We start from the raw sequence: 22,411 nt of genomic DNA on the forward strand, positions 1-22,411 counted from the left end.
CCTCAGGATTTCTTGTCGACCGGCGGCGGCGTCGCCGGCGGCGGGTCAGGCTGCTTCTTGTCGGCCGCCTTGGCATCATCGTCCTGCGCCGGCAAGCCGTTTGCGACCTTATCCTTGATCTTCGGGATCTGGGCTTCCTCGGGTTCGGAGGCGAGTGCCCGGTTCCACTGATAGACAGCTTCCAGCTTGCGGCCCACGCGCCAGTAGGCGTCGCCGAGATGGTCGTTGATTGTCGCGTCGCCAGCCTTGATCTGCGCTGCACGTTCCAATTCGTCGACGGCATCGTTGTAACGGCTGAGGCGGAAATAGGCCCAGCCGAGCGAATCGATGATGTAGCCGTCGTCAGGACGGAGCTCGACGGCCTTCTTGATCATCTCAAGGCCCTCGTCGAGGTTGCGGTTCATGTCGATCCAGGAATAGCCGAGATAGTTCAGAACCTGCGGCTGGTTCGGATTGAGGTCGAGCGCCTTGCGGAAGTTAGGTTCCGCCTGATCCCACTTCTTCAGCCGCTCATAGGCGATGCCACGCTGGAAGAAGACGCTCCAGTCTGCGCGGCCTGGCAGCGGCCCGATCACCTCGACAGCCTTGTCGTAATTATCGGCCATCGCCTGATAATCCTTGGCGTCGGAAAGCACGCTGCCATAGGCGAGATAGCTTCTGACATCCTTCGGGTCTGAAGCGATCAGCGCCTGCAGGTGCTTGCGGGCTTCCTCCACTTTGCCGCCCTGCGCGAGCGCGAGGCCCAACTGCAGTTCGGAAATGCGGCGCATCGGCGAATTCGCCGGCACCTTCTGGTAAAGCGCAATGGCCCGGTCCATCTGTTCCTGTTTTTCGGCAATGCCGCCGAGCAGAACCAGCGTGTCGGCGCTGTTCGGATCGAGCGCATTGGCCGTCTGCAGATAGAGCGAGACGATATCTTCGGCACCGTCGCGGTTCAGCGCTCCGCCGACTGAAAACAGCACGCCGGCTGCACCTTCTTCCGCACTCTTGACTTGCTGTTCCTGCTTCTCGCCCTTTTCGATACTGTCGCGCAGTGCGTTCAGCGGCGTATAGTTCGGCAGCAGGTTGTCGCCGACCGAGACAGCGTCGAGCGCCTTCTGCTTGTTGCCCTGCGAAGCTTCAAGGCGTGCGAGTGCCATGATGGCGCGCATGAAGGTGTCGGGCGCAGTTGCGCCGCCTTCCTTGTCCAGTACGGCATCATTGAGATGTTGGCGGGCGGATTTGACGTCGCCGTTGACGATCGCGATCGCACCCGCATTGTAATTCTGGAAGATGCGGACCCAATCCGGGCCCTTCATCTTCTCGACCATCGCAAGCCCTTCCTTGCCGCGGCCGGCGCCGACGCGCGCCCAGGCCAGCAGCAGGTCGTTCATCATGCGGTCGAGATCGTTCGGCCCGTCATATTTCAGGATCGATTCTGCGGATTTGAACTCGCCGCGGCGCATCGCATCCATGCCGCGCACGATCGTGGTGATACGCTCGACGGTCGGGTCACCCTTCAGGTCGTTCGCATATTTCACGCCGTCCTTGATGTCGCCGTTCAACAGCAGCGAGATCATCAGGCGCTGGCGGATTTCCGGGTTGCCCGGCTCGATCTGCAGGGCTTTCTTGTAGAGCTCGATCGCTGTCGGATAGTCGTGGTCCACATCGGCAGTGCGGGCAGCGAGAAACGCGCCCGAGAACGTGGTAACGCTGTCCGGATCGAAGGTCACGGTCTTGCCGGCATCATCCGCCTTGGCCGCGTCTTCGGCGTTCACGCCGCCGATCCCGCCGAGCGAAAGCACTGCCGCGAGGGCTGCGCTCGAAAGGAGACGGGTGACAAATCTCTGCCGCATTAGAAAACCTTTCTTCAGGGACGGCCGGAACAACGTGCCGACCGCAAAATCAGTTGCAAACACTGATTCACAACAGGATGGCTTTTTTGAAGCGGCCCTGCAAGAAATTCAGCCCACGTTCAAGGACGTTTGATTAAAGCCCGCCGCGCCAAAGCGTACGGCGGCCTTGCGGCAAAGTCATGCTTCTCGTCGAGGCACGCTTCAGTTCACGCGCTCGATGCAGAAATCGATGACTTCTATCAGGGCCGATTTCCAGGGGCTGTCCGGCAGCGGTGCCAGCGCATCGCGTGCGATCGTGCCGTAGTGCACGGCCCGCTGGATCGTGTCGTTGAGCGTGCCGTATTTGGTGATCAGGCCAAGCGCCTTTTCCAGATTGGCATCGCTGCTGTTGCCGCCTTCGATCGCATCGCGCCAGAAGGCGCGCTCGTCTTGCGTGCCGCGGCGATAGGCGAGAATCACCGGAAGCGTGATCTTGCCTTCGCGGAAATCGTCGCCGACATTCTTGCCGAGATCGGCAGCCTTGCCGCCGTAATCCAGCGCGTCGTCAACCAGCTGGAAAGCGAGGCCGAGATTCATCCCGTAGGATTTCAGCGCGTTGCGGTTGGACTTGTTGGTCTCGGCAACGATCGGGCCGACTTCGGCGGCAGCCGCAAAGAGGGCTGCGGTCTTGGCGCGAATGACCGAGAGGTAGTCATCCTCGGTCGTTTCCATGTTCTTGGCAACAGAGAGCTGCAGCACTTCACCCTCGGCGATGACGCAGGCAGCCGAGGAAAGCACGTCGAGCGCTTCCAGCGAGCCGACTTCGACCATCATACGGAAGGCCTGGCCGAGCAGGAAGTCGCCGACAAGGACGCTCGCCTGATTGCCCCAGATCGTACGCGCGGTCGACTTGCCGCGACGCAGGTCGCTTTCGTCCACCACGTCGTCATGCAGCAGCGTTGCCGTGTGCATGAACTCGACTGATGTGGCGAGCTTGATGTGATTCTCGCCCCTGTAGCCGAAAAGCGAGGCTGCAGCGAGCGTCAGCATCGGCCGCAGGCGCTTGCCGCCGGAGGAGATGAGATGGTTCGCCACCTCCGGAATCATCTGGACATCGGAGCCGGCCTTGGAAAGGATAAGCTGATTCACCCGCTCCATGTCAGCCTTGGTGAGGTCCACCAGCGGCTTGATGGAAGCCAGTTTGTTTTTGTTTTCTTCAAGCGGTATGACCACGCCCAACGACCCGGACTCCTGTTCATTCGTTGCCTTTGACAATAGAAAGGGCCGATGGAGGCGGCAAGGGGTGAATTGTCGCTGCCAGCAAATTCGGAAGGGAAAATAACGGCAAATGCATGAGCTTATCCGCGCAAACGATCCCGTTCTGCTCTCTTTTGCCGAGAGCCTCATGAAGGATGCGGGAATTGCGTGCTTCATTGCCGATCAGGGCATGAGCGTGCTCGAGGGATCGCTCGGCATGCTGCCGCGCCGCCTCCTGGTTGACGAGACGATGGCCGATCAGGCCCGGCGCATCCTCACCGATGCGGGTCTCGGCGGCGAATTGCGCGAGCGGAAGTGAAAGATGACGCAGGCGGTGACTGACACGATAGACGCCTTTCATCGCGGCCTTTTTCATATCGTTCAGCCGAAGGGCAGGGGGCATCGTGCCGGCATGGACGCCATGCTGCTAGCCGCTCTTATTGCCGATGATCGCGCGATCAAGGTGGCCGATCTCGGTGCCGGAGCGGGTGCAGCCGGCCTTGCCGTCGCCTCGCGCCTTGCAAAGGCCGAGGTCGTACTCTTCGAGCGATCGGCGGAGATGGCTGACTACGCCCGCCGCAGCATCGAACTGCCTGGCAACGCCCATATGGCGGGCCGCGTCTCGGTCGTCGAGGCCGATGTCACGCTGACGGCCAGGGCGCGAAACGACGCAGGTCTCATCGACGAAAGCTTCGATCACGTTATTATGAACCCGCCGTTCAACGATGCCGGCGACCGCAGGACGCCGGATGCGCTGAAGGCCGAAGCCCATGCCATGACGGACGACCTGTTCGAAAGCTGGATCCGAACGGCCGGGGCCATCATGACACCGGGCGGACAACTGTCGCTGATCGCAAGGCCGCAATCGATCGCCGAGATCATCGACGCCTGCGGCAGACGCTTCGGCGGCATCGAGATCACTGCCGTTCATCCGCGTGAAGGAGAAAACGCCGTCCGCATCCTGGTGACCGCGATCAAGGGCTCACGGGCAAGGCTTTCCCTGCGCGCGCCTCTCGTCATGCACGAAGAGGGGAGCCACAAGTTCTCCCCTCTCGTCGATGATTTCAACAATGGCCGCGCGGCCTATGGCAGGCTCTGAAGCAATTCCACCGTTCGCAATTGCGTAAAGAACCAGTTCAGGAATTGCCGCAGAACAAGCTTAGCCACCAGTCACGAAGTCGAGGAGCAACTTGACGTTCAGACCGGCGATCACGACAGCGATCACATAGGCGACGGCGCTCAGCCACTTCGGTGCCACCAGTTCGCCCATCTTCGCCTTGCTGGCCGTGAACATGACGAGCGGGAAGACGGCGAAGGAAAGCTGCAGGCTGAGCACCACCTGCGTCAGGATCAGAAGTTCTGCAGTGCCCTGATCGCCATACCAGATCGTCACGAAAGCGGCGGGAACGATCGCGATGGCGCGGGTGATCAGGCGGCGCACCCATGGCTTCAGCCGGATTTTCAGGAAACCTTCCATGACGATCTGTCCGGCAAGCGTCGCGGTGACCGTGGAATTCAGGCCGCAGCAGAGCAGCGCGATGCCGAAGAGCGTCGGCGCAATCGCAAGACCGAGCAGCGGCGACAACAGCGAATGCGCTTCACCAAGTTCCACCACATCCGTCTTGCCATTGGCATTGAAGGCGGCTGCGGCAAGGATCAGGATCGAGGCGTTGATCAGCAGCGCGAAGCAGAGCGCCACGGTGGAGTCGAGCGTCGCAAAGGTCAGCGCTTCTTTCTTCTCCGGCACGGTATGGCCGTAGGAGCGCGTCTGCACGATGCCGGAGTGAAGGTAGAGGTTATGCGGCATCACGGTAGCACCCAGAATGCCGAGCGCCAGATAGAGCATTTCCGGATTGGTGACGACCTCCGTTGTCGGCAGGAAGCCCCTGATGACGGCGCCCCATTGCGGATCGGCAAGGAAGATCTGCACCGCAAAGCAGATTGCGATGACGCCGAGAAGCGTGATGATGAAGGCCTCGATCCACCGGAAGCCGAGCCTTTGCAGGAGAAGGATGACGAAGACGTCGAGCGCGGTGATCACCACGCCGATTTCGAGCGGAATTCCGAAAAGCAGATTGAGGCCGATCGCCGTGCCGATCACTTCGGCAATATCGGTGGCGATGATGGCGATTTCTGCAAAGGCCCAGAGCGGTACGGCGACATAGCTTGGATAGGCGTCGCGACAGGCCTGCGCCAGATCTCGGCCGGAGCCGATGGCAAGACGCGCGCAAAGCGATTGCAGCACGATCGCCATGATGTTCGAAAGCAGTGCGACGGTCAGCAGCGCATAACCGAACTTCGATCCGCCGGCGAGCGAGGTCGCCCAGTTGCCAGGGTCCATGTAGCCGACGGCAACCATGTAGCCAGGGCCGAGGAAAGCGGCCGCGCGCCGCCATGTGGAGCTGTGCCGTCCCGTGCCAACAGTGCGGTAAACGTCGGAGAGCGAGGCTTCCCCGCGCTCGGCTCGCCAGCCGCCCTTTGCGTTCGGATTTATGATGTCCATGCCACTTTTACCCAATTATCCATGCCGGCACTATGCCTGATTAGAATGATAATGCAAGTCATTCGCAACAAGAAAATACGGAGGCAATGTTTTGAGAGCGCAGCCATTGCGTTTGTCACTGCAGCGCATACATGCAATGCCCTTGTAATGTGCATATGCATGCTGGCGTCGCCGATCGTATCGAAGGAAGAGAAATGGCTGGATTTTTGAGAAAGCTGATGCCGAAGCGGTTTCGCAAGGATGGGATCGTCATACCCGTCGTCAAGCTGCAGGGCGCGATCATCAGCGGCGGCGGTCAGTTCCGCCCGACCCTCAATCTCGCCAATGTCGCGCCGGTTCTGGAGAAGGCCTTCTCCGCGAAGGACACGCCGGCCGTTGCCATCTCGATCAATTCGCCGGGCGGTTCGCCTGTCCAGTCTCGCCTTATCTTCACGCGCATCCGTGAGCTGGCGCGCGAAAAGCAGAAGAAGGTGCTGGTCTTCGTGGAAGATGTGGCGGCCTCCGGCGGCTACATGATCGCGCTCGCGGGCGATGAGATCATCGCCGACCCGACCTCCATCGTCGGCTCGATCGGCGTCGTCTCTGGCGGCTTCGGCTTTCCGGAGCTCCTGAAGAAAATCGGCGTCGAGCGCCGTGTCTACACGGCAGGCGAGAACAAGGTGATCCTAGATCCCTTCCAGCCCGAGAAGGAAAAAGACATCGAATATCTGAAGAGCCTGCAGCTCGAGATCCACCAGGTCTTCATCTCGATGGTGCGCGAGCGCCGCGCCGGCAAGCTGACGGACGATGCGACAGTTTTCTCCGGCCTCTTCTGGAGCGGCACGCGCGGCCTGGAACTCGGCCTCATCGATGGCCTCGGCGACATGCGTCAGGAACTGAAAAAACGCTATGGCCAGAAAACGAAGCTTCAGCTCGTTACGGCCACTCGTGGCCTGCTCGGCCGCCGTATTCCCGGCATCTCGCCGGTCTCGCTTGAAGGGGCGGCTTCCGGTCTCGCATCGGGGCTTGTCGAAGCGGCGGAAGAAAGGGCATTGTGGAGCCGCTACGGGCTCTAACGGGAGAAACGAGGGGACATGGCACAGCTAGTTACGTTATTGATCCTCGTCTGCGCGGGCTGGTGGCTTTACCGCCGCTTTGTTTCCGATGCGCAGAGGCTTGCTGAAAAATCCCGCCGCGCCGAGAAGGAGCGCCAGACGGGAGCGGTCGGCACGCTGGTGAAGGATCCCACCACGGGCGAGTATCGCCTGAAACGGGAAGAGGAATAGGCCGAATTGGGTCATGATTGCCGCTGACCGGCCGGCTGTTTGTCGGCTTTATCCGGACACGGCGCAAAAGCCTTGACCCCTGCGGCGCTGCGTGGCACCTGTCGCGCTCATTCCAAGCAATCGGTATCCTTCCATGCCCGCGACAATTCCAGACCATATGAACCCGAAGCGCTCTTTCCAGGCGCTGATCCTCACCCTGCATAATTACTGGGCGGACAAGGGTTGTGCGGTCCTGCAGCCCTATGACATGGAAGTTGGTGCCGGCACCTTCCACCCGGCCACGACGCTGCGCGCGCTCGGCCCCAAGCCTTGGAAGGCCGCATACGTACAGCCCTCCCGCCGCCCGTCCGACGGCCGCTACGGCGAAAACCCCAACCGTTTGCAGCACTACTACCAATATCAGGTCATCCTGAAGCCGAACCCGCCGAACTTGCAGGAGCTTTACCTCGGCTCGCTCGCGGCGATCGGCCTCGACCCGCTGTTGCACGACATCCGCTTCGTCGAGGACGATTGGGAAAGCCCGACACTCGGCGCCTGGGGCCTTGGCTGGGAATGCTGGTGCGATGGCATGGAAGTCTCGCAGTTCACCTATTTCCAGCAGATCTGCGGCATCGAATGCTCGCCGGTTGCCGGAGAGCTGACCTATGGTCTCGAGCGCCTCGCCATGTATGTTCAGGGCGTCGATAACGTCTACGACCTGAACTTCAACGGCCGCGAAGGCGACGAGAAGATCAGCTACGGCGATGTCTTCCTGCAGGCCGAGCAGGAATATTCCCGCCACAATTTCGAATTCGCCAATACCGAGATGCTGCATCGCCACTTCATCGATGCCGAAAAGGAATGCCAGGCGCTTCTCGCTGCTGGCGCGCCTGGCGACAATGCCAACCAGCGCCTGCACAAATGCGTCTTCCCGGCCTATGACCAGTGCATCAAGGCAAGCCACGTGTTCAACCTGCTCGACGCCCGCGGCGTGATCTCCGTCACCGAGCGCCAGAGTTACATCCTTCGCGTACGCACGCTGGCCAAGGCCTGCGGCGAAGCGTTCCTGCTGACGGATGCGGGTGGTTTCGATCTGGTGAACGCCGCGGCTTGAGCTTGCTGCGGCGAGAGCCAAGATCGCGCTCCTCTGACTGTTTGACGATGTCTGTGAAACCTGCGTAGTCTCCCGCAAGACTTGGCTTTCGGGGGGATTCGCGATGTATATCGCTCTTGGCGTCATCGTTCTGATCGCACTCTACGTCATCTTCATCTATAACGGCCTCGTCCGTTCCCGGCAGATGGCCGAGGAGGCTTGGTCCGGAATCGATGTGCAGCTGAAGCGCCGTGCCGACCTGATCCCGAACCTGATCGAGACCGTCAAGGGATATGCGGCCCACGAAAAGAGCACGCTTGAAGAGGTCGTCGAGCTTCGCAATAAGGCTCAGGCCGTTCCTGCTGGCGATGTTGCCGGCAGGGCGCAGGCGGAAGGTCTGCTCGGGCAGGCGCTTGGCCGGGTGATGGCGCTGGCCGAAGCCTATCCCGATCTCAAGGCCAACCAGAATTTCTCCGAACTCCAGGCCTCGCTGGAAACGATGGAAAGCGAAATCCAGATGGCACGCCGCTATTATAACGGCGCTGCCCGTGATCTGAACGTCAAGGTCGAAAGCTTCCCCTCGAACCTCGTTGCCGGCCAGTTCGGATTCTCCAAGCGCGAATATTTCGAAATCACCAACGAGGCCGATCGCGCCGTACCGTCAGTCAAGTTCTGACCTTTGTCTTTGCCCAAAAACTGCTATGAGCAGTCCGACAAGGCCGCTCGCGGCCGCTGCAATGGACAGAAGAGACAAGCGCAATGAGTAAAGCCAAGCTCACCATCATCCCGCCGGGCAAGCCGCTCACCGGTCGTGCCGTGGTTCCGGGCTCGAAGTCGATCACTAACCGCGCCCTGCTTTTGGCAGGTCTTGCCAAGGGCACGAGCCGGCTGACCGGCGCGCTGAAGAGCGACGACACGAAATATATGGCCGAAGCGCTGCGGGCCATGGGCGTGCAGATCGAAGAGCCCGACGACACGACCTTTGTCGTTACCGGCAGCGGCAAGCTTCATCAGCCGAAAGCCCCGCTTTTTCTTGGCAATGCAGGCACGGCCACCCGCTTCCTGGCGGCCGCTGTTGCCTCCGTCGACGGCACGGTCGTGGTTGACGGCGATGAGCATATGCGCAAGCGGCCGATCGGCCCGCTGGTCGCGGCGCTGAGGTCGCTGGGCATCGATGCCGAGGCGCCGACAGGCTGCCCGCCAGTGACCGTGCGCGGCAACGGGCATTTTGCCTCCGGTCGCGTCGAGATCGATGCCGGTCTTTCCAGCCAGTATGTTTCAGCTCTTCTGATGGCCGCACCGCTCGCCAAGCAGGGCGCCAACGCGCCCGTCACGATTGCGCTTGCCGGTACCGATATCGGTGCCCGCGGCTACGTGGATTTGACGCTTGCAGCCATGGAGGCCTTCGGTGCCAAGGTCGAACAACTCGATGCCGCGACCTGGCGCGTCGAACCGACCGGCTACACCGCAACCGATTTCGTCATCGAGCCGGATGCCTCAGCGGCAACATATCTCTGGGCCGCTGAAGTGCTGAGCGGCGGCAAGATCGATCTCGGCGTAGCGAATGATGCCTTCACCCAGCCGGATGCCAAGGCCTATGAAACGATCGTCAAGTTCCCGCACCTGCCGGCCGAAATAGACGGCTCGCAGATGCAGGACGCCATCCCGACGATCGCGGTTCTTGCCGCCTTCAACGAGACACCGGTTCGCTTCGTCGGCCTCGCCAATCTGCGCGTCAAGGAATGCGACCGTATCCGCGCCCTATCCACGGGGCTGAACAATATCCGCGAAGGTTTGGCGGTCGAGGAAGGCGATGATCTGATCGTCCATTCCGACCCTGCGCTCGCGGGCCAGGCTCTGCCGGCCGATATCGACACCTTTGCCGACCATCGCATCGCCATGAGCTTTGCGCTTGCCGGTTTGAAGATCGACGACGTTACCATTCTGGACCCTGATTGTGTCGGCAAGACCTTTCCGGCTTACTGGCGTACGCTTGCGGGGCTGGGGGTTGCCTACAAGGACGAGGCCTGAGCTGAGCCAGGGCTGACCGCAATCGGGAGGGGACATGGTCCGGCGGTTTTTCGGCATTTGTTTCGCGCTATTGCTCGCGCTTGTGGCACAGCCAGCGATCGGTGCGGAATTCATCGCGTCCTTCGATTCCGCCATCCAGGTGGAAAAGAGCGGGGCGATGACGGTAACGGAAACGATCACCGTCAATGCCGAAGGCGACCGCATACGGCGAGGCATTTTCCGCGATTTTCCGCTGACGTTCAGGGATGCAAGCGGGCGGCGTCGCAGCGTCGATTTCAGCGTCGTCTCGGTCAAGCGTGACGGCAGGGACGAGCCATGGCATACGGAATCCGTCTCCGGCGGCATCCGCATTTATGCCGGCTCCGAAGATGTCACGATCTCTCCCGGCCGCCACCAATATGTCTTCACCTATCGGACCGACCGTCAGATCCGCTATTTCAACGATCATGACGAACTTTATTGGAACGTCACCGGCAATGGCTGGATATTCCCGATCCGCTCGGCCGTGGCGACGGTCACCTTTCCCCATGGGGTGACGCCAGAGGATGTGACGTTCTTCACCGGCCCGCTCGGGGCCACGGATAAGAATGCTCGCTCAAGCATCGATGACAACAGGCTGGTTGTCGCGACCACCGCGCCTCTCGGTGAAGGCGAGGGGCTGACCTTTGCCGCAAAGCTGCCGAAGGGGGCGATCGATCCACCGAGTGCCGATCAGGAAAGGTCCTGGTGGTTCACCGATAACCGGGATTATTTCATTGGGTTCGGCGGCCTGATGCTCGTCTTCCTCTATTACACGCGCTCCTGGCTGAAGGTTGGCCGTGATCCGGCGCGTGAGATCGTCGTGCCGCGATGGGATCCACCTTCCGGCATCTCGCCGGCCCTCGTCAACTACATCGACAACAGAGGCTTTTCCGGCCAGGGCTGGACGGCCCTTTCGGCCACGGCTCTCGATCTCGCCGTGCGCGGATACGTCCGGCTCGATGACCTCAAGAACGCCATCGTCATACGCCGCACCGACAAGCCGCTCGGCAAGGAGAAGCTGCAGGCAGGCGAGGCGGATCTCCTGAAAGCCGTGGGCGGCAGCGGCGATACGCTGACCATCGACAAGGCCCACGGCGAGAAGGTCAAATCCGTCGGCCAGAGCTTCCGCTCCTCGATCGAACGGGAACACCGCGGCAAATACTACAATTCCAATGCCGGCTATATCACCGGCGGCGTGATCCTGAGTGCAGCGGCTTTGGTGGCCCTCTTCGTCTTCGGTTCGCTGGAACCGGATACGATCGCACTGATGGTTATCCCGATCGGCATTTCGGTCTTTCTGTCCATTTTCGTAGCGGGCTTCGCAAAGGCACTGCATCGCGGCGGCTCGCTCGTGAGCAAGATTTTCGCCGTTATTGCCATTGCGATCGCCGTCTTCGTGGGCTTGAGCATTCTATCGAGCGTCGTGCTGGCGCTCGCCTCATCACTGATGGAATTTCACGAAACGCCGATGCTGTTTGCCGTCGGCGGCATCGTGCTCTTCAATATCCTCTATTTCTTCATCATGGGTGCTCCGACACCGCTCGGCGCCAAGATGACGGCCGGCGTGGATGGCCTCAGGCAATATCTGACGCTCGCCGAAAAGGACCGCATGAACATGGCCGGCGCGCCGCAAATGTCGCCGCAGCATTTCGAAACCCTGCTGCCCTACGCGGTGGCTCTCGGTGTCGAAAAGCCGTGGTCGCGGACTTTTGAGTCATGGCTGGCCGCAGCCTCGGCGGGCGCTGCCGCGGCTGCCTATAATCCTGGCTGGTATTCCGGCAACTTCAACAGCGGCAGCTTTTCGGACCGGATTGGCGGCTTCTCGTCATCGATGGCCTCGACCATTGCTTCCACCATTCCGTCCCCACCGCCCTCCAGTTCGTCCTCGGGCTTTTCCGGCGGCGGTTCCTCAGGTGGCGGTGGCGGAGGCGGCGGAGGCGGGGGCTGGTAAGCATTCCCGCTTGACCTTTTTGGCCTTCCCGCTTAACCGCCAGACCAACAGGCCAGGTCAAGAGGCCTGACCGGCAGGAAAGGGATCAGGCATGAAGGTTCTGTTGATCGGATCGGGCGGACGCGAGCACGCACTCGCCTGGAAGCTGGCGCAATCGCCGCTGATGACGGAATTCTATGCCGCCCCCGGCAATCCCGGCATTGCCGAGCATGCGACACTGGTCGCGGTCAATGTCGACGACCACGATGCGGTCGTCACCTTCTGTCGGGAAAAGGCGATCGACTTCATCGTCGTCGGACCGGAAGCCCCGCTGGTTGCCGGCATTGCCGATCGGCTGCGTGCCGCGGGCTTTGCAGTCTTCGGCCCGTCTGCGGCGGCGGCTCAACTCGAGGGTTCCAAGGGTTTCACCAAGGATATCTGCGCTCGTTACAACATCCCGACCGGTGCCTATCAGCGCTTCAACAATGCTCCGAAGGCCAAGGCCTATATCCGAGAGCAGGGCGCGCCGATCGTCGTCAAGGCCGATGGCCTTGCCGCCGGCAAGGGTGTGACGGTCGCCATGACGCTTGACGAGGCGCTCGCCGCCGTCGACGATTGTTTCGAAGGTGCTTTCGGGCAGGCCGGGGCCGAAGTCGTCGTCGAAGCCTATCTCGATGGCGAGGAGGCGAGCTTCTTCTGCCTGTGCGACGGCAAGAATGCCCTGCCGCTCGCAACCGCGCAGGATCACAAGCGCGTCGGCGAGGGCGACACCGGGCCCAACACAGGCGGCATGGGTGCCTATTCGCCCGCGCCTGTCATGACGGCGGATATGATCGAACGTACGATGAAGGAAATCATCGAGCCGACTATCCGTGGCATGGCCGAAAGCGGCCATCCCTTCAGCGGTGTCTTCTTCGCTGGCCTGATGATGACCGCCAAGGGGCCGGAACTCATCGAATACAATGTCCGCTTCGGGGATCCCGAATGCCAGGTGCTGATGATGCGATTGAAGAGCGATCTCCTGCCGCTGCTGCTTGCATGCGCTCACGGCACCCTGGATCAGGTCGCGGCCGAATGGACAGACGACCCGGCACTGACCGTCGTCATGGCTTCAAAAGGCTATCCGGGTTCCTATGAGAAGAACACGCCGATCCTCGCGCTGCCGGCCGCCGGCGAGGGCGAGAAGGTGTTTCATGCCGGCACATCGCTGAAGGACGGTGCTCTGGTGGCAACCGGCGGCCGCGTTCTGAACGTGACCGCGACCGGCCACACGGTCGGTGAGGCCAAGGACCGTGCCTATGCCCTTCTCGACGGCGTGAAATGGGAAAATGGCTTCTGCCGTCGCGATATCGGCTGGCGCGCAGTCGAACGCGAAAAGGCGTAGGCAGCAGGCGGACGACGGGCCGTTTCGCTAAATTTTTACCCTTTCTTCTGACGGGATGGAAACAAAGCTGCGCTAATCTGGCTCCCAATACATCGGACCGAAAAGTGTGAAACGGTTTTCGGACAGCCGATGCTCGAACAAACTGAGAGCGGTGGACCGTTTTCCCGTCGCTGCTCTCAAGGGAGACGGAGTAGTATTGATGCGTCGGATTTTCCTCAGTGCGGTATTCCTGCTGGCGGCTGGTTCCGTCATGGCGGGATCGATCGAAGTGGTCGGACCGAGCAAGGCGAAGGAAACAGGCAGCATCATTACCGAAACCTGCGACCACTGCCCGCCGCTTCAGACGGAAGCCTCCAAGAAGGATTATTCGGTGCCGGAACTTCTTCCTGGCGCCTTCCAGCAGGCCGAGGTCCGTGATGTCGACGGAGAAAAGAAAATCTATCGCACCGAAAACTGGATGGGTGGTTCCCCCGTCCTCTTCGTGAGCAAGGCAACGCCCGAGCAGATGCTTGCACTGGCCCCGTCGGCGCCCATCGAGGGCATCGACAATGTGGCGACAGCTGCCGTTATCGGCAGCGATGCCAAACCGGTGGCGGCTGGCGTTGTTGGAACCTTGCCTCTCGACGTCTCCGCGTTTGAGCTCCGTTTCTAGTCGGATCCTTTTGCCACTCCGATCGAAGTTTCGATCACCGCGAACGCACTCTGAACAGAAGCAGGGTGCGTTTTTCTATTAAAATAAGTATATTCTAATTTACATGATTGCATTCGCGAATTGATTGCAACTTACACAAGTCTGCAAGAAGACACCCATCAATTCTACTAGTCCGCTCGAGTAGAAGTCGTGCCTTTGTTAAATGATAATTTAGTCATCCTCTCTAATTTTACTTAGGGAGGACCGGAGAGCGCATGAACGCGTTAGCTGGGCGCGCGATTTCTCGCGCGCAGGTCGGGAGTTGACCGATCCGGGATATTGCTTTTCACCTTTTCCGTGAGGTCAATCATGAAGAAGCTCAAGATTGCCCATCAGCTTTTTGCGCTGGTCGGTGTTCTGATGGCTGCATTTGCAGTCGCGACCTATTTTGAAATCCGTACATCCGAGCAGGCGATCTATGATGAGCGTTTCGACATGCTGCGCACGCAGGTCGAATCGGGCATCTCCGTCCTCAACACCTTCTACGAACGCGAGAAGGCCGGCCAGATGACGCATGAGGCCGCTCAGGCCGAAGCCTTCGACATTCTGAAGCGCGTGACCTTCCAGCCATCCGGCTATCTTTTCGGCTTCGACTACAACGTCATCCAGGTCTTCCATCCGAGCCCGGTCAATCTCGGCAAGGACATGAGCGGCCAGGTCGACAAGACGGGCGCGAAATTCAGCCAGGCCCTTGTCGACCATGGCAAGGCCGGCGGTGGCCGTACATACTATTACTGGACCAAGCCCGGCCAGCCGGAAGACCAGGTCTTTCTCAAGGGCGGCTATTCGAAGGCCTTCGAACCCTGGAAGATCGTCGTCGGCACGGGCGTTTATCTCGACGACCTGCAGGCCAAGGTCAATGAGACGATGTGGAAGGCTCTCACGGCCTGCGCCATCGTCTTCGTTGGCGGTATCGGCGCTGCCTTCTACTTCATCCGCGGCATATCGAACCCTCTGAAGGACGTTCATAACGCCCTGCAGGCAGTTGCCGAGGAAGATGTCTCTCTGAAGATCCCGCATACCGGCATGAACAACGAAGTCGGCATGATGGCGAAGGCGACGCAGTCGCTGCAGGAAAAGATCCGGGAACGCCACGCGATGTCCGATCGCGAGGCTGCCCAGCAGCTGGCTCTCGAGAGCGAGCGCGAAAGCAACCTGCGCCATCAGCAGGACGAAGCCTCGCTGCAGGCCCGCGTCGTCAGCACCATCGGCCAGGCGCTGGAACAGATCGCCCGCGGCGACCTGACGGTTCGTTGCGCCGACATCGGCCAGAAATACGCGGCACTGCGTGACAACTTCAACGATGCGCTCTCGCATCTGGAAGCTGCCATGGCCCAGGTCAGCGCCAAGGGTGGTGACATCGGCGTCGCCAAGGAAGAGATCCGCCGTGCCTCCAACGAGCTGTCGCAGCGTACCGAGCGCCAGGCCGCCAGCCTGGAAGAAACCTCGGCTGCTCTCGATGAGCTGACCGTCGCCGTTCGCCAGACCGCCGATGGTGCGCATGAAGCCAGCAAGCGGGTTCACTCGGTCTCCACCGAAGCCACTCACAGCGATGCGATCGTCACCCAGGCAATCGAAGCCATGAGCGGCATCGAGAAGTCCTCGTCCGAGATCACCAAGATCATCGGCGTCATCGACGAGATCGCCTTCCAGACGAACCTTCTGGCGCTCAACGCCGGTGTCGAGGCAGCACGTGCCGGCGAAAGCGGCAAGGGCTTTGCCGTCGTCGCCCAGGAAGTGCGCGAACTGGCCCAGCGCTCGGCTGCTGCCGCCAAGGAGATCAAGGATCAGATCGCCCGCTCGTCCAGCCAGGTCGACCACGGTGTCCGCCTCGTCGGCGAGGCAGGCGAAGCGCTGAAGCGCATCTCCGACCAGATCAAGGCTGCCAACGAGATCGTCGCCAAGATCGCCCACAGCGCCTCCGAGCAGGATACGACGCTGCGCTCGATCTCGTCCTCGATGAACCAGCTCGACGCCGCCACCCAGCAGAACGCTGCCATGGCCGAAGAGACCACGGCATCGGCTGAAACGCTGGCTGCCGATACCGACGAGTTGCTGAACCTCATCCGCGGCTTCCGCATCGGCAATGCCGCTGCGGCTCCGGTCATGCATCAGGGTCGCCGCGCCGCTTAAGACGGGGCGACTGCAAGCCTTTTCATCACCAAAATATTAGCGGACCGCCGGATGAATATCCGGCGGTTTTGCTTTTGGTATACCCCCAGATTTGTAGGGAAATTTTGTCTAAAATCTAATAAAATTAAAGCTTTATTATAGGATGAATGCCAATCGTAGCGAACCGGTCGCAGCATGTTCTTTTAGCAGCGGTAGATGCGTCGCCTTTATCCGGCGCGCTCGCACAGGCGGTAGAAAACCGCACCGGAATGCAGCCACCCATTCCCGTTGCGAGGCATCATGAAAAATTTGAAAATATCGAAACAGCTTATATTGCTGGTCGTCGGTCTGATGATCGCGTTTGCGATCGCAACCACCCTCCAGGTCCGCTCCTCGGTCAATGCGATCTACAAGGAGCGCTACGACATGCTGCGCTCGGAGGTCCAGTCCGCCGTCTCCGTTCTCAAGCTCTATCAGGCGAAGGTGACTTCAGGCGAACTGAAGCTGGAAGACGCCCAGAAGCAGGCCTATTCCACCCTGAACGCCATGAAATACGACCCCGACGGTTATTTCTTCGGCTACAGCTACGACATCCAGATGATGTTCCACTACGACGCCTCAAAGGTCGGGCAGATCAACAAGGGTCAGCCGGACAGCAAGGGCAAGCTCTATCGCGAAGAGCTGGTCAAGGTTGGGCAGCAGGGCGGCGGTCTCGTCGAATATTATTCCACGGCCAAGCCGGGACAGCCCGTTGGTGACTATCGCAAGACGGCCTATGCACTGGCCTTCGACCCTTGGAAGGTCGTCGTCGTCACCGGCGTCTACATGGACGATCTCGATGCCCAGGTGAACGACAAGATCCTGTCTGCACTATCCGGCAGCATCGTGCTGTTCTTCGTCGCCATCGTGGCCGCCTATCTGGTCATCCGTGGCATATCGAACCCGCTTAAGGACGTTCACACGGCGCTGCAGGCGGTTGCCGAGGAAGATGTCTCTCTGAAGATCCCGCATACCGGCATGAACAACGAAGTCGGCATGATGGCGAAGGCGACGCAGTCGCTTCAGGAAAAGATCCGGGAACGCCACGCGATGTCGGATCGCGAGGCTGCCCAGCAGCTGGCTCTCGAGAGCGAGCGCGAAAGCAACCTGCGCCATCAGCAGGACGAAGCCTCGCTGCAGGCCCGTGTCGTCAGCACCATCGGCCAGGCGCTGGAACAGATCGCCCGCGGTGACCTGACGGTTCGTTGCGCCGATATCGGCCAGAAATATGCGGCACTGCGTGACAACTTCAACGATGCGCTCTCGCATCTGGAAGCTGCCATGGCCCAGGTCAGCGCCAAGGGTGGTGACATCGGCGTCGCCAAGGAAGAGATCCGCCGTGCCTCCAACGAGCTGTCGCAGCGTACCGAGCGCCAGGCCGCCAGCCTGGAAGAAACCTCGGCTGCTCTCGATGAGCTGACCGTCGCCGTTCGCCAGACCGCCGATGGTGCGCATGAAGCCAGCAAGCGGGTTCACTCGGTCTCCACCGAAGCCACTCACAGCGATGCGATCGTCACCCAGGCAATCGAAGCCATGAGCGGCATCGAGAAGTCCTCGTCCGAGATCACCAAGATCATCGGCGTCATCGACGAGATCGCCTTCCAGACGAACCTTCTGGCGCTCAACGCCGGTGTCGAGGCAGCACGTGCCGGCGAAAGCGGCAAGGGCTTTGCCGTCGTCGCCCAGGAAGTGCGCGAACTGGCCCAGCGCTCGGCTGCTGCCGCCAAGGAGATCAAGGATCAGATCGCCCGCTCGTCCAGCCAGGTCGACCACGGTGTCCGCCTCGTCGGCGAGGCAGGCGAAGCGCTGAAGCGCATCTCCGACCAGATCAAGGCTGCCAACGAGATCGTCGCCAAGATCGCCCACAGCGCCTCCGAGCAGGATACGACGCTGCGCTCGATCTCGTCCTCGATGAACCAGCTCGACGCCGCCACCCAGCAGAACGCTGCCATGGCCGAAGAGACCACGGCATCGGCTGAAACGCTGGCTGCCGATACCGACGAGTTGCTGAACCTCATCCGCGGCTTCCGCATCGGCAATGCCGCTGCGGCTCCGGTCATGCATCAGGGTCGCCGCGCCGCTTAAGACGGGGCGACTGCAAGGGATTTTATCACGAAAGAAGTTAGCGGCCGCCGGCATCCCCGGCGGCCGTGCCGTTGACGCCGATGCGTTCTATCAGCCGATCGATCTCGCGGTCGGAAAAGACTTCAATGCCTGCCCGTTTCAGTGCCGCCGCGGTAACGCCGTTCCCGGTCCGCCGGTTGCCCGAGAAGGAGCCGTCATAGATAAAACGGGAACTGCAGGACGGGCTGCCGTCGATCAGCAGTGCGTAGTGACAGCCGCTGTCGACCGCGAGCCGCACGGCATTTTCCGCCGCCCGCAGGAATTCCTCTGTCACATCGCCACCGGTCAGTTCCACGACGCGGGCAGCTCCTGACAGCACATCCTCGCCATCAGCCGCATCGCCGATTTCGGCAGGTGGCCGCGGCACCGGCATGCCGGCCGACATTTCCGGACAGATCGTCACGATCAGGCCTTCCTGCATCCAGCGTTCGATTGCCGGATGGACGAGCGGCTTTGCGCGTCCGTCATATCGGACGGCGTGGCCCATAAGACAGGCACTGACGAGGATCTTCGACATCATGGAACGAGCTTTAGTGGATATTCTTGCAGGCGTCATTGCCTGACGTCAGGCACAGCCTCGGCAACGCAATTCCGAAACCAGCGCTGCGCCGGATGGGCGTCGTTGCGTCGATGCCATGACATGACGAAGGGGATGGGCTCCAGCATGAGCGGTGGCTCCAACAGGGCAAGTTCGTGCGCATGGCCGGAGGCTGCCACGACACCGGCCATCAAGGTTGTGATCATGTCGGAGCGGGCAATCAAGAGCGGTGCGGCATACATATTGGGAAGCGTGAGCGCGAGCCGGCGCTGAAGTCCTTCCTTGGCCAGCGCCGCATCGACATGGCCGAAACGCTCGTTCTCAGGCGAGACGAGCAGGTGGGGAAGAGCCAGAAAGGCGTCGAGATCGAGCGCCTTGCCTGCAGCCGGATGATCCTTCCTGACGATGCTGACGAAACGCTCCTCAAACAGAGGCTGGGTCAGAATGCGCCCGGTTTTCGTTGCCGGCACGCCCACCGTCACATCGGCCTCTCCTGCATCCAGGAGATCGATGGCATCGTTACGCGCGCTGAAATTCCGGACCTGTAATGTTGCAGCCGGAGCCGCCTTGGCGAAATGCGCAACGAGTTGCGGCAGAAGCGCGAAAGTCGGGTGGTCGGAGAGGCCGATCGTGAAGGCAGCAGAGGAGGTCGCGGGATCGAACGCCTGAGTGAAATCAAGTGTGCGCTGGATGTCGGCAAGGGCGCGTGACAATGGCTCGGCGAGATCAAGGGCTCTTGGCGTCGGCTGCAGGCCCTGCGGCCCTCGCACCAGAAGCTCGTCTTTCAGCAGGCTTCGCAACCGCGCCAGGGCAGCGCTCATGGCCGGTTGTGTGCGGCCGATGCGAATGCCGGCCTTCGTCACGCTGCGCTCCTTCATGAGCGCGTCGAAGGCGACAAGCAGGTTGAGATCGATTCCATATAAATCCATGTCGTGGATGAATGCACATACTCCATATCAATTTCAAGCATGCCGAGATCGGCGCTACCTTCGCCCGGTCGCAACATAAACCGGGCAGGAGTTCATCATGCCATTCGCAAATTACAAGTTTCCCGAGGGTACCCTGACGTTGGAGCAGAAGGAGGACATCATCCTGCGTACGACGGCCATGTTCGTTGACTTTTTCGGGGAGGGTGTGCGTCCCTACACGATGGTTCTCGTCGATGAAGTCGTCGACGGCGGCTATGGCCGCGCCGGCGAAACGCTGACCATCGCCAAGATGCAAAAGGGACGATAAGGGCAAAAGCAAAATGGGGCCATCTGGCCCCATTTTTTTGTCGGCCGCTCAGCCGGCGATCTTCGAGAAATCCGCGACCGTACCGGTCGCCGCCCGGATCATCCGCAACAGCGCAAGACGGTTGGCGCGGATCGCGGCATCCTCGTCATTGACCAGCACATCGGTGAAGAAGCGGTCGACGGGGGCACGCAGCTTCGACAGCGCTTCCATGGCCGAGCGGAAGTCTTCGTGCGCAACGGCGCCGGCAGCTTCCGACGCAGCCTTGCTGATGGCCGCGAACAGTTCCTTCTCGGCATCAAGCTTAAGCAAGGCCTCGGAAACACCGTCCGCAACGACAGTGCCCTTCTTCTCCTCGGCGGCCAGAAGCTGCGTCGCGCGCTTGGTGCCGGCCAGAAGGTTGATGCCGTCTTCCGAGGTGATAAAGGCGGTCAGCGCCTCGACACGGCGGGCGACCATCAGGAGGTCGTCGGATTCAGGCGTCAAGACCGCATCGATAAGATCGTGGCGGGCGCCCTGGTCGCGCAGATAGACCTTCAGGCGATCATGGAAGAAGGAGAGCAGGTCGAACTGCCGCGACAGGTCGTCGGTAGCAATATTGGCTCCGATATCCATGTCGATGCGCTGCATATGCGAAGTGATGCGCGGCAATAGCGTCACGCGGGCGCGCTTTTCGAGCAGGATGCGGATAATGCCGAGCGCGGCACGGCGCAATGCAAACGGATCCTTCGAGCCGGTCGGCTTTTCGTCGATCGCCCAGAAACCGATCAGCGTATCGAGCTTGTCGGCGAGCGCCACCGTGATCGCAACCTTGTCGTCAGGCACGCGGTCGGATGGGCCCTGCGGCTTGTAATGGTCTTCTATGGCGGTGGAAACCGAGACATCTTCGCCCTGCAGCGCCGCATATTTGCGGCCCATGACACCCTGCAGTTCCGGGAATTCGCCGACCGCTTCGGTGCGCAGGTCCGCCTTGCAGAGAACCGCGGCGCGATCCACGACCTTGTAATCGGCACCAACAGGCATGGCGATCTTGGCAGCCATCGCGCGGATGCGCTCGACGCGATCGCCCTGCGTGCCGAGCTTGGCATGGAAGGTCACATTCAGCGCGTCGAGCTTGGCCATGCGCTGGTCGAGCGGCTTGGCAAGGTCGAGGCCGAATTTCTTCGCGGAAGCTTCCAGCGTTTCGAGGTCCGGCAGGTTGCCCTGGTCGCGCTTCCAGAAATGCAGCGCGTCGGACAGGCGCGCACGCACGACCTTGCCGTTGCCGTGGACGATTTCCTTGCCACCGTCAGTCGCCTGGATGTTGGAAACGAGGATGAACTTGTTCGAAAGCGTCTCTTCGCCCTGTTTGCGGGTTACGAAGCATTTCTGGTTGGTCTTGATGGTCAGGCGAATGATCTCCGACGGGATCGAAAGGTAATCCTCCTCGAACGAGCCCATCAGCACCTGCGGCCATTCGACGAGGCCGGAGACCTCTTCCAGCAGGCCTTCGTCCTCGACGAGCTCCAGCCCGCTGGCAAAGGCAATGTCGCGAGCGTCATGCAGGATGATATCCTTGCGCCGCTCCGCATCGAGGATGACCTTCGCCTTTTCGAGGCTCGCGACATAATCGTCGAAACGCTTGACGGTGATCGCCTCGGGCGCGTGGAAGCGATGGCCGTAGGTCACGTTGGAGGCGACGAGACCATCGATCTCGAAGGGAATGACAACGGTTTCTTCATGCTCGCTGCCGAAGGTGCAGACGATCGACTGCAGCGGGCGCACCCAGCGCAGCGAACCCGGCTGCGAGGAAGCCTTGCCCCAACGCATCGACTTAGGCCACGGGAAATCCTTGATGATGCCGGGCATGACTTCGGCGATGATCTCTTCCGCGCTGCGACCCGGTTTGGAGATGACGGCAACGTAGAAATCGCCCTTCTTGGGATCGCTGACGACCTGCGCTTCGGAAATGGAGGAAAGGCCGGCGCCACGCAGGAAGCCCTCGATCGCCTTTTCATTGGCGTCGGTGCGCGGCCCCTTGCGCTCTTCGCGCACATCGGCGGAGCGGGCCGTCAGGCCGTGAATATCGAGCGTCAGGCGGCGCGGCGTCCAATATTCGCGCGCGCCTTCATAGGTCAGGCCTGCTTCCACCAGGGCATCGGTCAGGAGCTTCTTGAGATCGCCGGCGGCCTTGCGCTGCATGCGGGCGGGGATCTCTTCGGAGCGAAGTTCGAGAAGCAGGTTCGGCATGGTACTCTTTTCCTGGCGCCTGCAGGGCAGGGGCAATCAAAAATGGTCGCCTCTGCTACCAAAGAATGCCGCATCTGCACAACCGCAAAAACAGGAAGAAGAAGGCTCAATTGCGCCTCAGTCATGCCGCTTAAATCGCTGGGAGCGCTGCCTTCAACTGTGGAAAGC

At 60.8% G+C, this 22,411-nt stretch carries 19 protein-coding genes; 13 read left to right on the forward strand and 6 right to left on the reverse strand.

Annotated features, from left to right (window positions below; genetic code table 11):
• Positions 1-2: 2 nt before the first annotated feature.
• Positions 3-1,835: a tetratricopeptide repeat protein gene (locus tag FHX06_RS21755; protein WP_112541386.1), complete on the reverse strand. Its 1,833-nt coding sequence runs from the start codon at positions 1,833-1,835 to the stop codon at positions 3-5.
• 201 nt (positions 1,836-2,036) lie between these two features.
• Positions 2,037-3,053: a polyprenyl synthetase family protein gene (locus FHX06_RS21760; protein WP_112972471.1), complete on the reverse strand. Its 1,017-nt coding sequence runs from the start codon at positions 3,051-3,053 to the stop codon at positions 2,037-2,039.
• A 109-nt stretch (positions 3,054-3,162) separates the two neighbouring features.
• Here FHX06_RS21760 and FHX06_RS21765 point away from each other — a divergent pair, with 109 nt between their 5' ends.
• Together FHX06_RS21765 and FHX06_RS21770 are read left to right on the forward strand one after the other, a co-directional pair.
• Complete coding sequence (locus FHX06_RS21765) at positions 3,163-3,390, forward strand: DUF2007 domain-containing protein (protein ID WP_112541384.1); 228 nt, start codon at positions 3,163-3,165, stop codon at positions 3,388-3,390.
• A gap of 3 nt (positions 3,391-3,393) precedes the next feature.
• Positions 3,394-4,170, forward strand: coding sequence for a tRNA1(Val) (adenine(37)-N6)-methyltransferase (locus tag FHX06_RS21770; RefSeq protein WP_183880809.1), 777 nt, complete (start codon positions 3,394-3,396; stop codon positions 4,168-4,170).
• Between the two features lie 60 nt (positions 4,171-4,230).
• Here the strand turns inward: FHX06_RS21770 and FHX06_RS21775 are convergent, their stop codons facing one another.
• The gene (locus FHX06_RS21775; RefSeq protein WP_183848130.1) at positions 4,231-5,574 is read right to left on the reverse strand and encodes an Nramp family divalent metal transporter; all 1,344 of its coding nucleotides are present in this window, start codon (positions 5,572-5,574) and stop codon (positions 4,231-4,233) included.
• Positions 5,575-5,768: 194 nt separating this feature from the next.
• On the opposite strand from FHX06_RS21775, the gene FHX06_RS21780 reads away from it, so the two are divergent.
• From FHX06_RS21780 to FHX06_RS21825, 10 genes are all read left to right on the forward strand, one after another.
• On the forward strand, positions 5,769-6,629 hold the full coding sequence (locus tag FHX06_RS21780) for a S49 family peptidase (protein ID WP_113206937.1): 861 nt from the start codon (positions 5,769-5,771) through the stop codon (positions 6,627-6,629).
• Positions 6,630-6,647: 18 nt separating this feature from the next.
• Complete coding sequence (locus FHX06_RS21785; protein ID WP_183880811.1) at positions 6,648-6,839, forward strand: hypothetical protein; 192 nt, start codon at positions 6,648-6,650, stop codon at positions 6,837-6,839.
• Positions 6,840-6,972: 133 nt separating this feature from the next.
• Entirely contained in the window at positions 6,973-7,932 is a 960-nt protein-coding gene (locus FHX06_RS21790; RefSeq protein WP_112541957.1) for a glycine--tRNA ligase subunit alpha, read from the forward strand.
• A gap of 103 nt (positions 7,933-8,035) precedes the next feature.
• A complete protein-coding gene (locus FHX06_RS21795; protein ID WP_112972466.1) occupies positions 8,036-8,587 on the forward strand; it encodes a LemA family protein in 552 nt (183 codons plus the stop codon).
• Between the two features lie 83 nt (positions 8,588-8,670).
• Positions 8,671-9,942 (forward strand): 3-phosphoshikimate 1-carboxyvinyltransferase, encoded by a 1,272-nt coding sequence (locus FHX06_RS21800; protein WP_183880813.1) that lies wholly within the window; start codon positions 8,671-8,673, stop codon positions 9,940-9,942.
• Between the two features lie 34 nt (positions 9,943-9,976).
• The gene (locus FHX06_RS21805; RefSeq protein ID WP_183880815.1) at positions 9,977-11,914 is read left to right on the forward strand and encodes a DUF2207 domain-containing protein; all 1,938 of its coding nucleotides are present in this window, start codon (positions 9,977-9,979) and stop codon (positions 11,912-11,914) included.
• 91 nt (positions 11,915-12,005) lie between these two features.
• Positions 12,006-13,277 carry a phosphoribosylamine--glycine ligase gene (gene purD, locus FHX06_RS21810; RefSeq protein WP_183880817.1) on the forward strand — a complete coding sequence of 424 codons (1,272 nt, stop codon included), beginning with the start codon at positions 12,006-12,008 and terminating at the stop codon, positions 13,275-13,277.
• A gap of 199 nt (positions 13,278-13,476) precedes the next feature.
• Entirely contained in the window at positions 13,477-13,929 is a 453-nt protein-coding gene (locus FHX06_RS21815) for a plant virulence effector HPE1-like domain-containing protein (protein ID WP_183880819.1), read from the forward strand.
• Positions 13,930-14,277: 348 nt separating this feature from the next.
• Complete coding sequence (locus FHX06_RS21820) at positions 14,278-16,101, forward strand: methyl-accepting chemotaxis protein (protein WP_183848139.1); 1,824 nt, start codon at positions 14,278-14,280, stop codon at positions 16,099-16,101.
• Positions 16,102-16,380: 279 nt separating this feature from the next.
• Positions 16,381-18,204 carry a methyl-accepting chemotaxis protein gene (locus FHX06_RS21825; RefSeq protein ID WP_183880821.1) on the forward strand — a complete coding sequence of 608 codons (1,824 nt, stop codon included), beginning with the start codon at positions 16,381-16,383 and terminating at the stop codon, positions 18,202-18,204.
• 37 nt (positions 18,205-18,241) lie between these two features.
• Here the strand turns inward: FHX06_RS21825 and FHX06_RS21830 are convergent, their stop codons facing one another.
• Both FHX06_RS21830 and FHX06_RS21835 read right to left on the reverse strand, forming a co-directional pair.
• Positions 18,242-18,763, reverse strand: a complete 522-nt coding sequence (locus tag FHX06_RS21830) for a DUF523 domain-containing protein (RefSeq protein ID WP_183880823.1) — start codon at positions 18,761-18,763, stop codon at positions 18,242-18,244.
• A gap of 32 nt (positions 18,764-18,795) precedes the next feature.
• Positions 18,796-19,710, reverse strand: a complete 915-nt coding sequence (locus FHX06_RS21835; protein WP_183880825.1) for a LysR family transcriptional regulator — start codon at positions 19,708-19,710, stop codon at positions 18,796-18,798.
• A gap of 97 nt (positions 19,711-19,807) precedes the next feature.
• Here FHX06_RS21835 and FHX06_RS21840 point away from each other — a divergent pair, with 97 nt between their 5' ends.
• Positions 19,808-20,017, forward strand: a complete 210-nt coding sequence (locus FHX06_RS21840) for a tautomerase family protein (RefSeq protein WP_113015046.1) — start codon at positions 19,808-19,810, stop codon at positions 20,015-20,017.
• A gap of 48 nt (positions 20,018-20,065) precedes the next feature.
• Here the strand turns inward: FHX06_RS21840 and glyS are convergent, their stop codons facing one another.
• Positions 20,066-22,243 carry a glycine--tRNA ligase subunit beta gene (gene glyS / locus FHX06_RS21845; RefSeq protein ID WP_113015045.1) on the reverse strand — a complete coding sequence of 726 codons (2,178 nt, stop codon included), beginning with the start codon at positions 22,241-22,243 and terminating at the stop codon, positions 20,066-20,068.
• Positions 22,244-22,411 lie beyond the last annotated feature (168 nt).

Origin of the sequence: Rhizobium sp. BK512 (assembly GCF_014194915.1) — a bacterium.
In the GTDB taxonomy this organism is placed as follows: domain Bacteria; phylum Pseudomonadota; class Alphaproteobacteria; order Rhizobiales; family Rhizobiaceae; genus Rhizobium.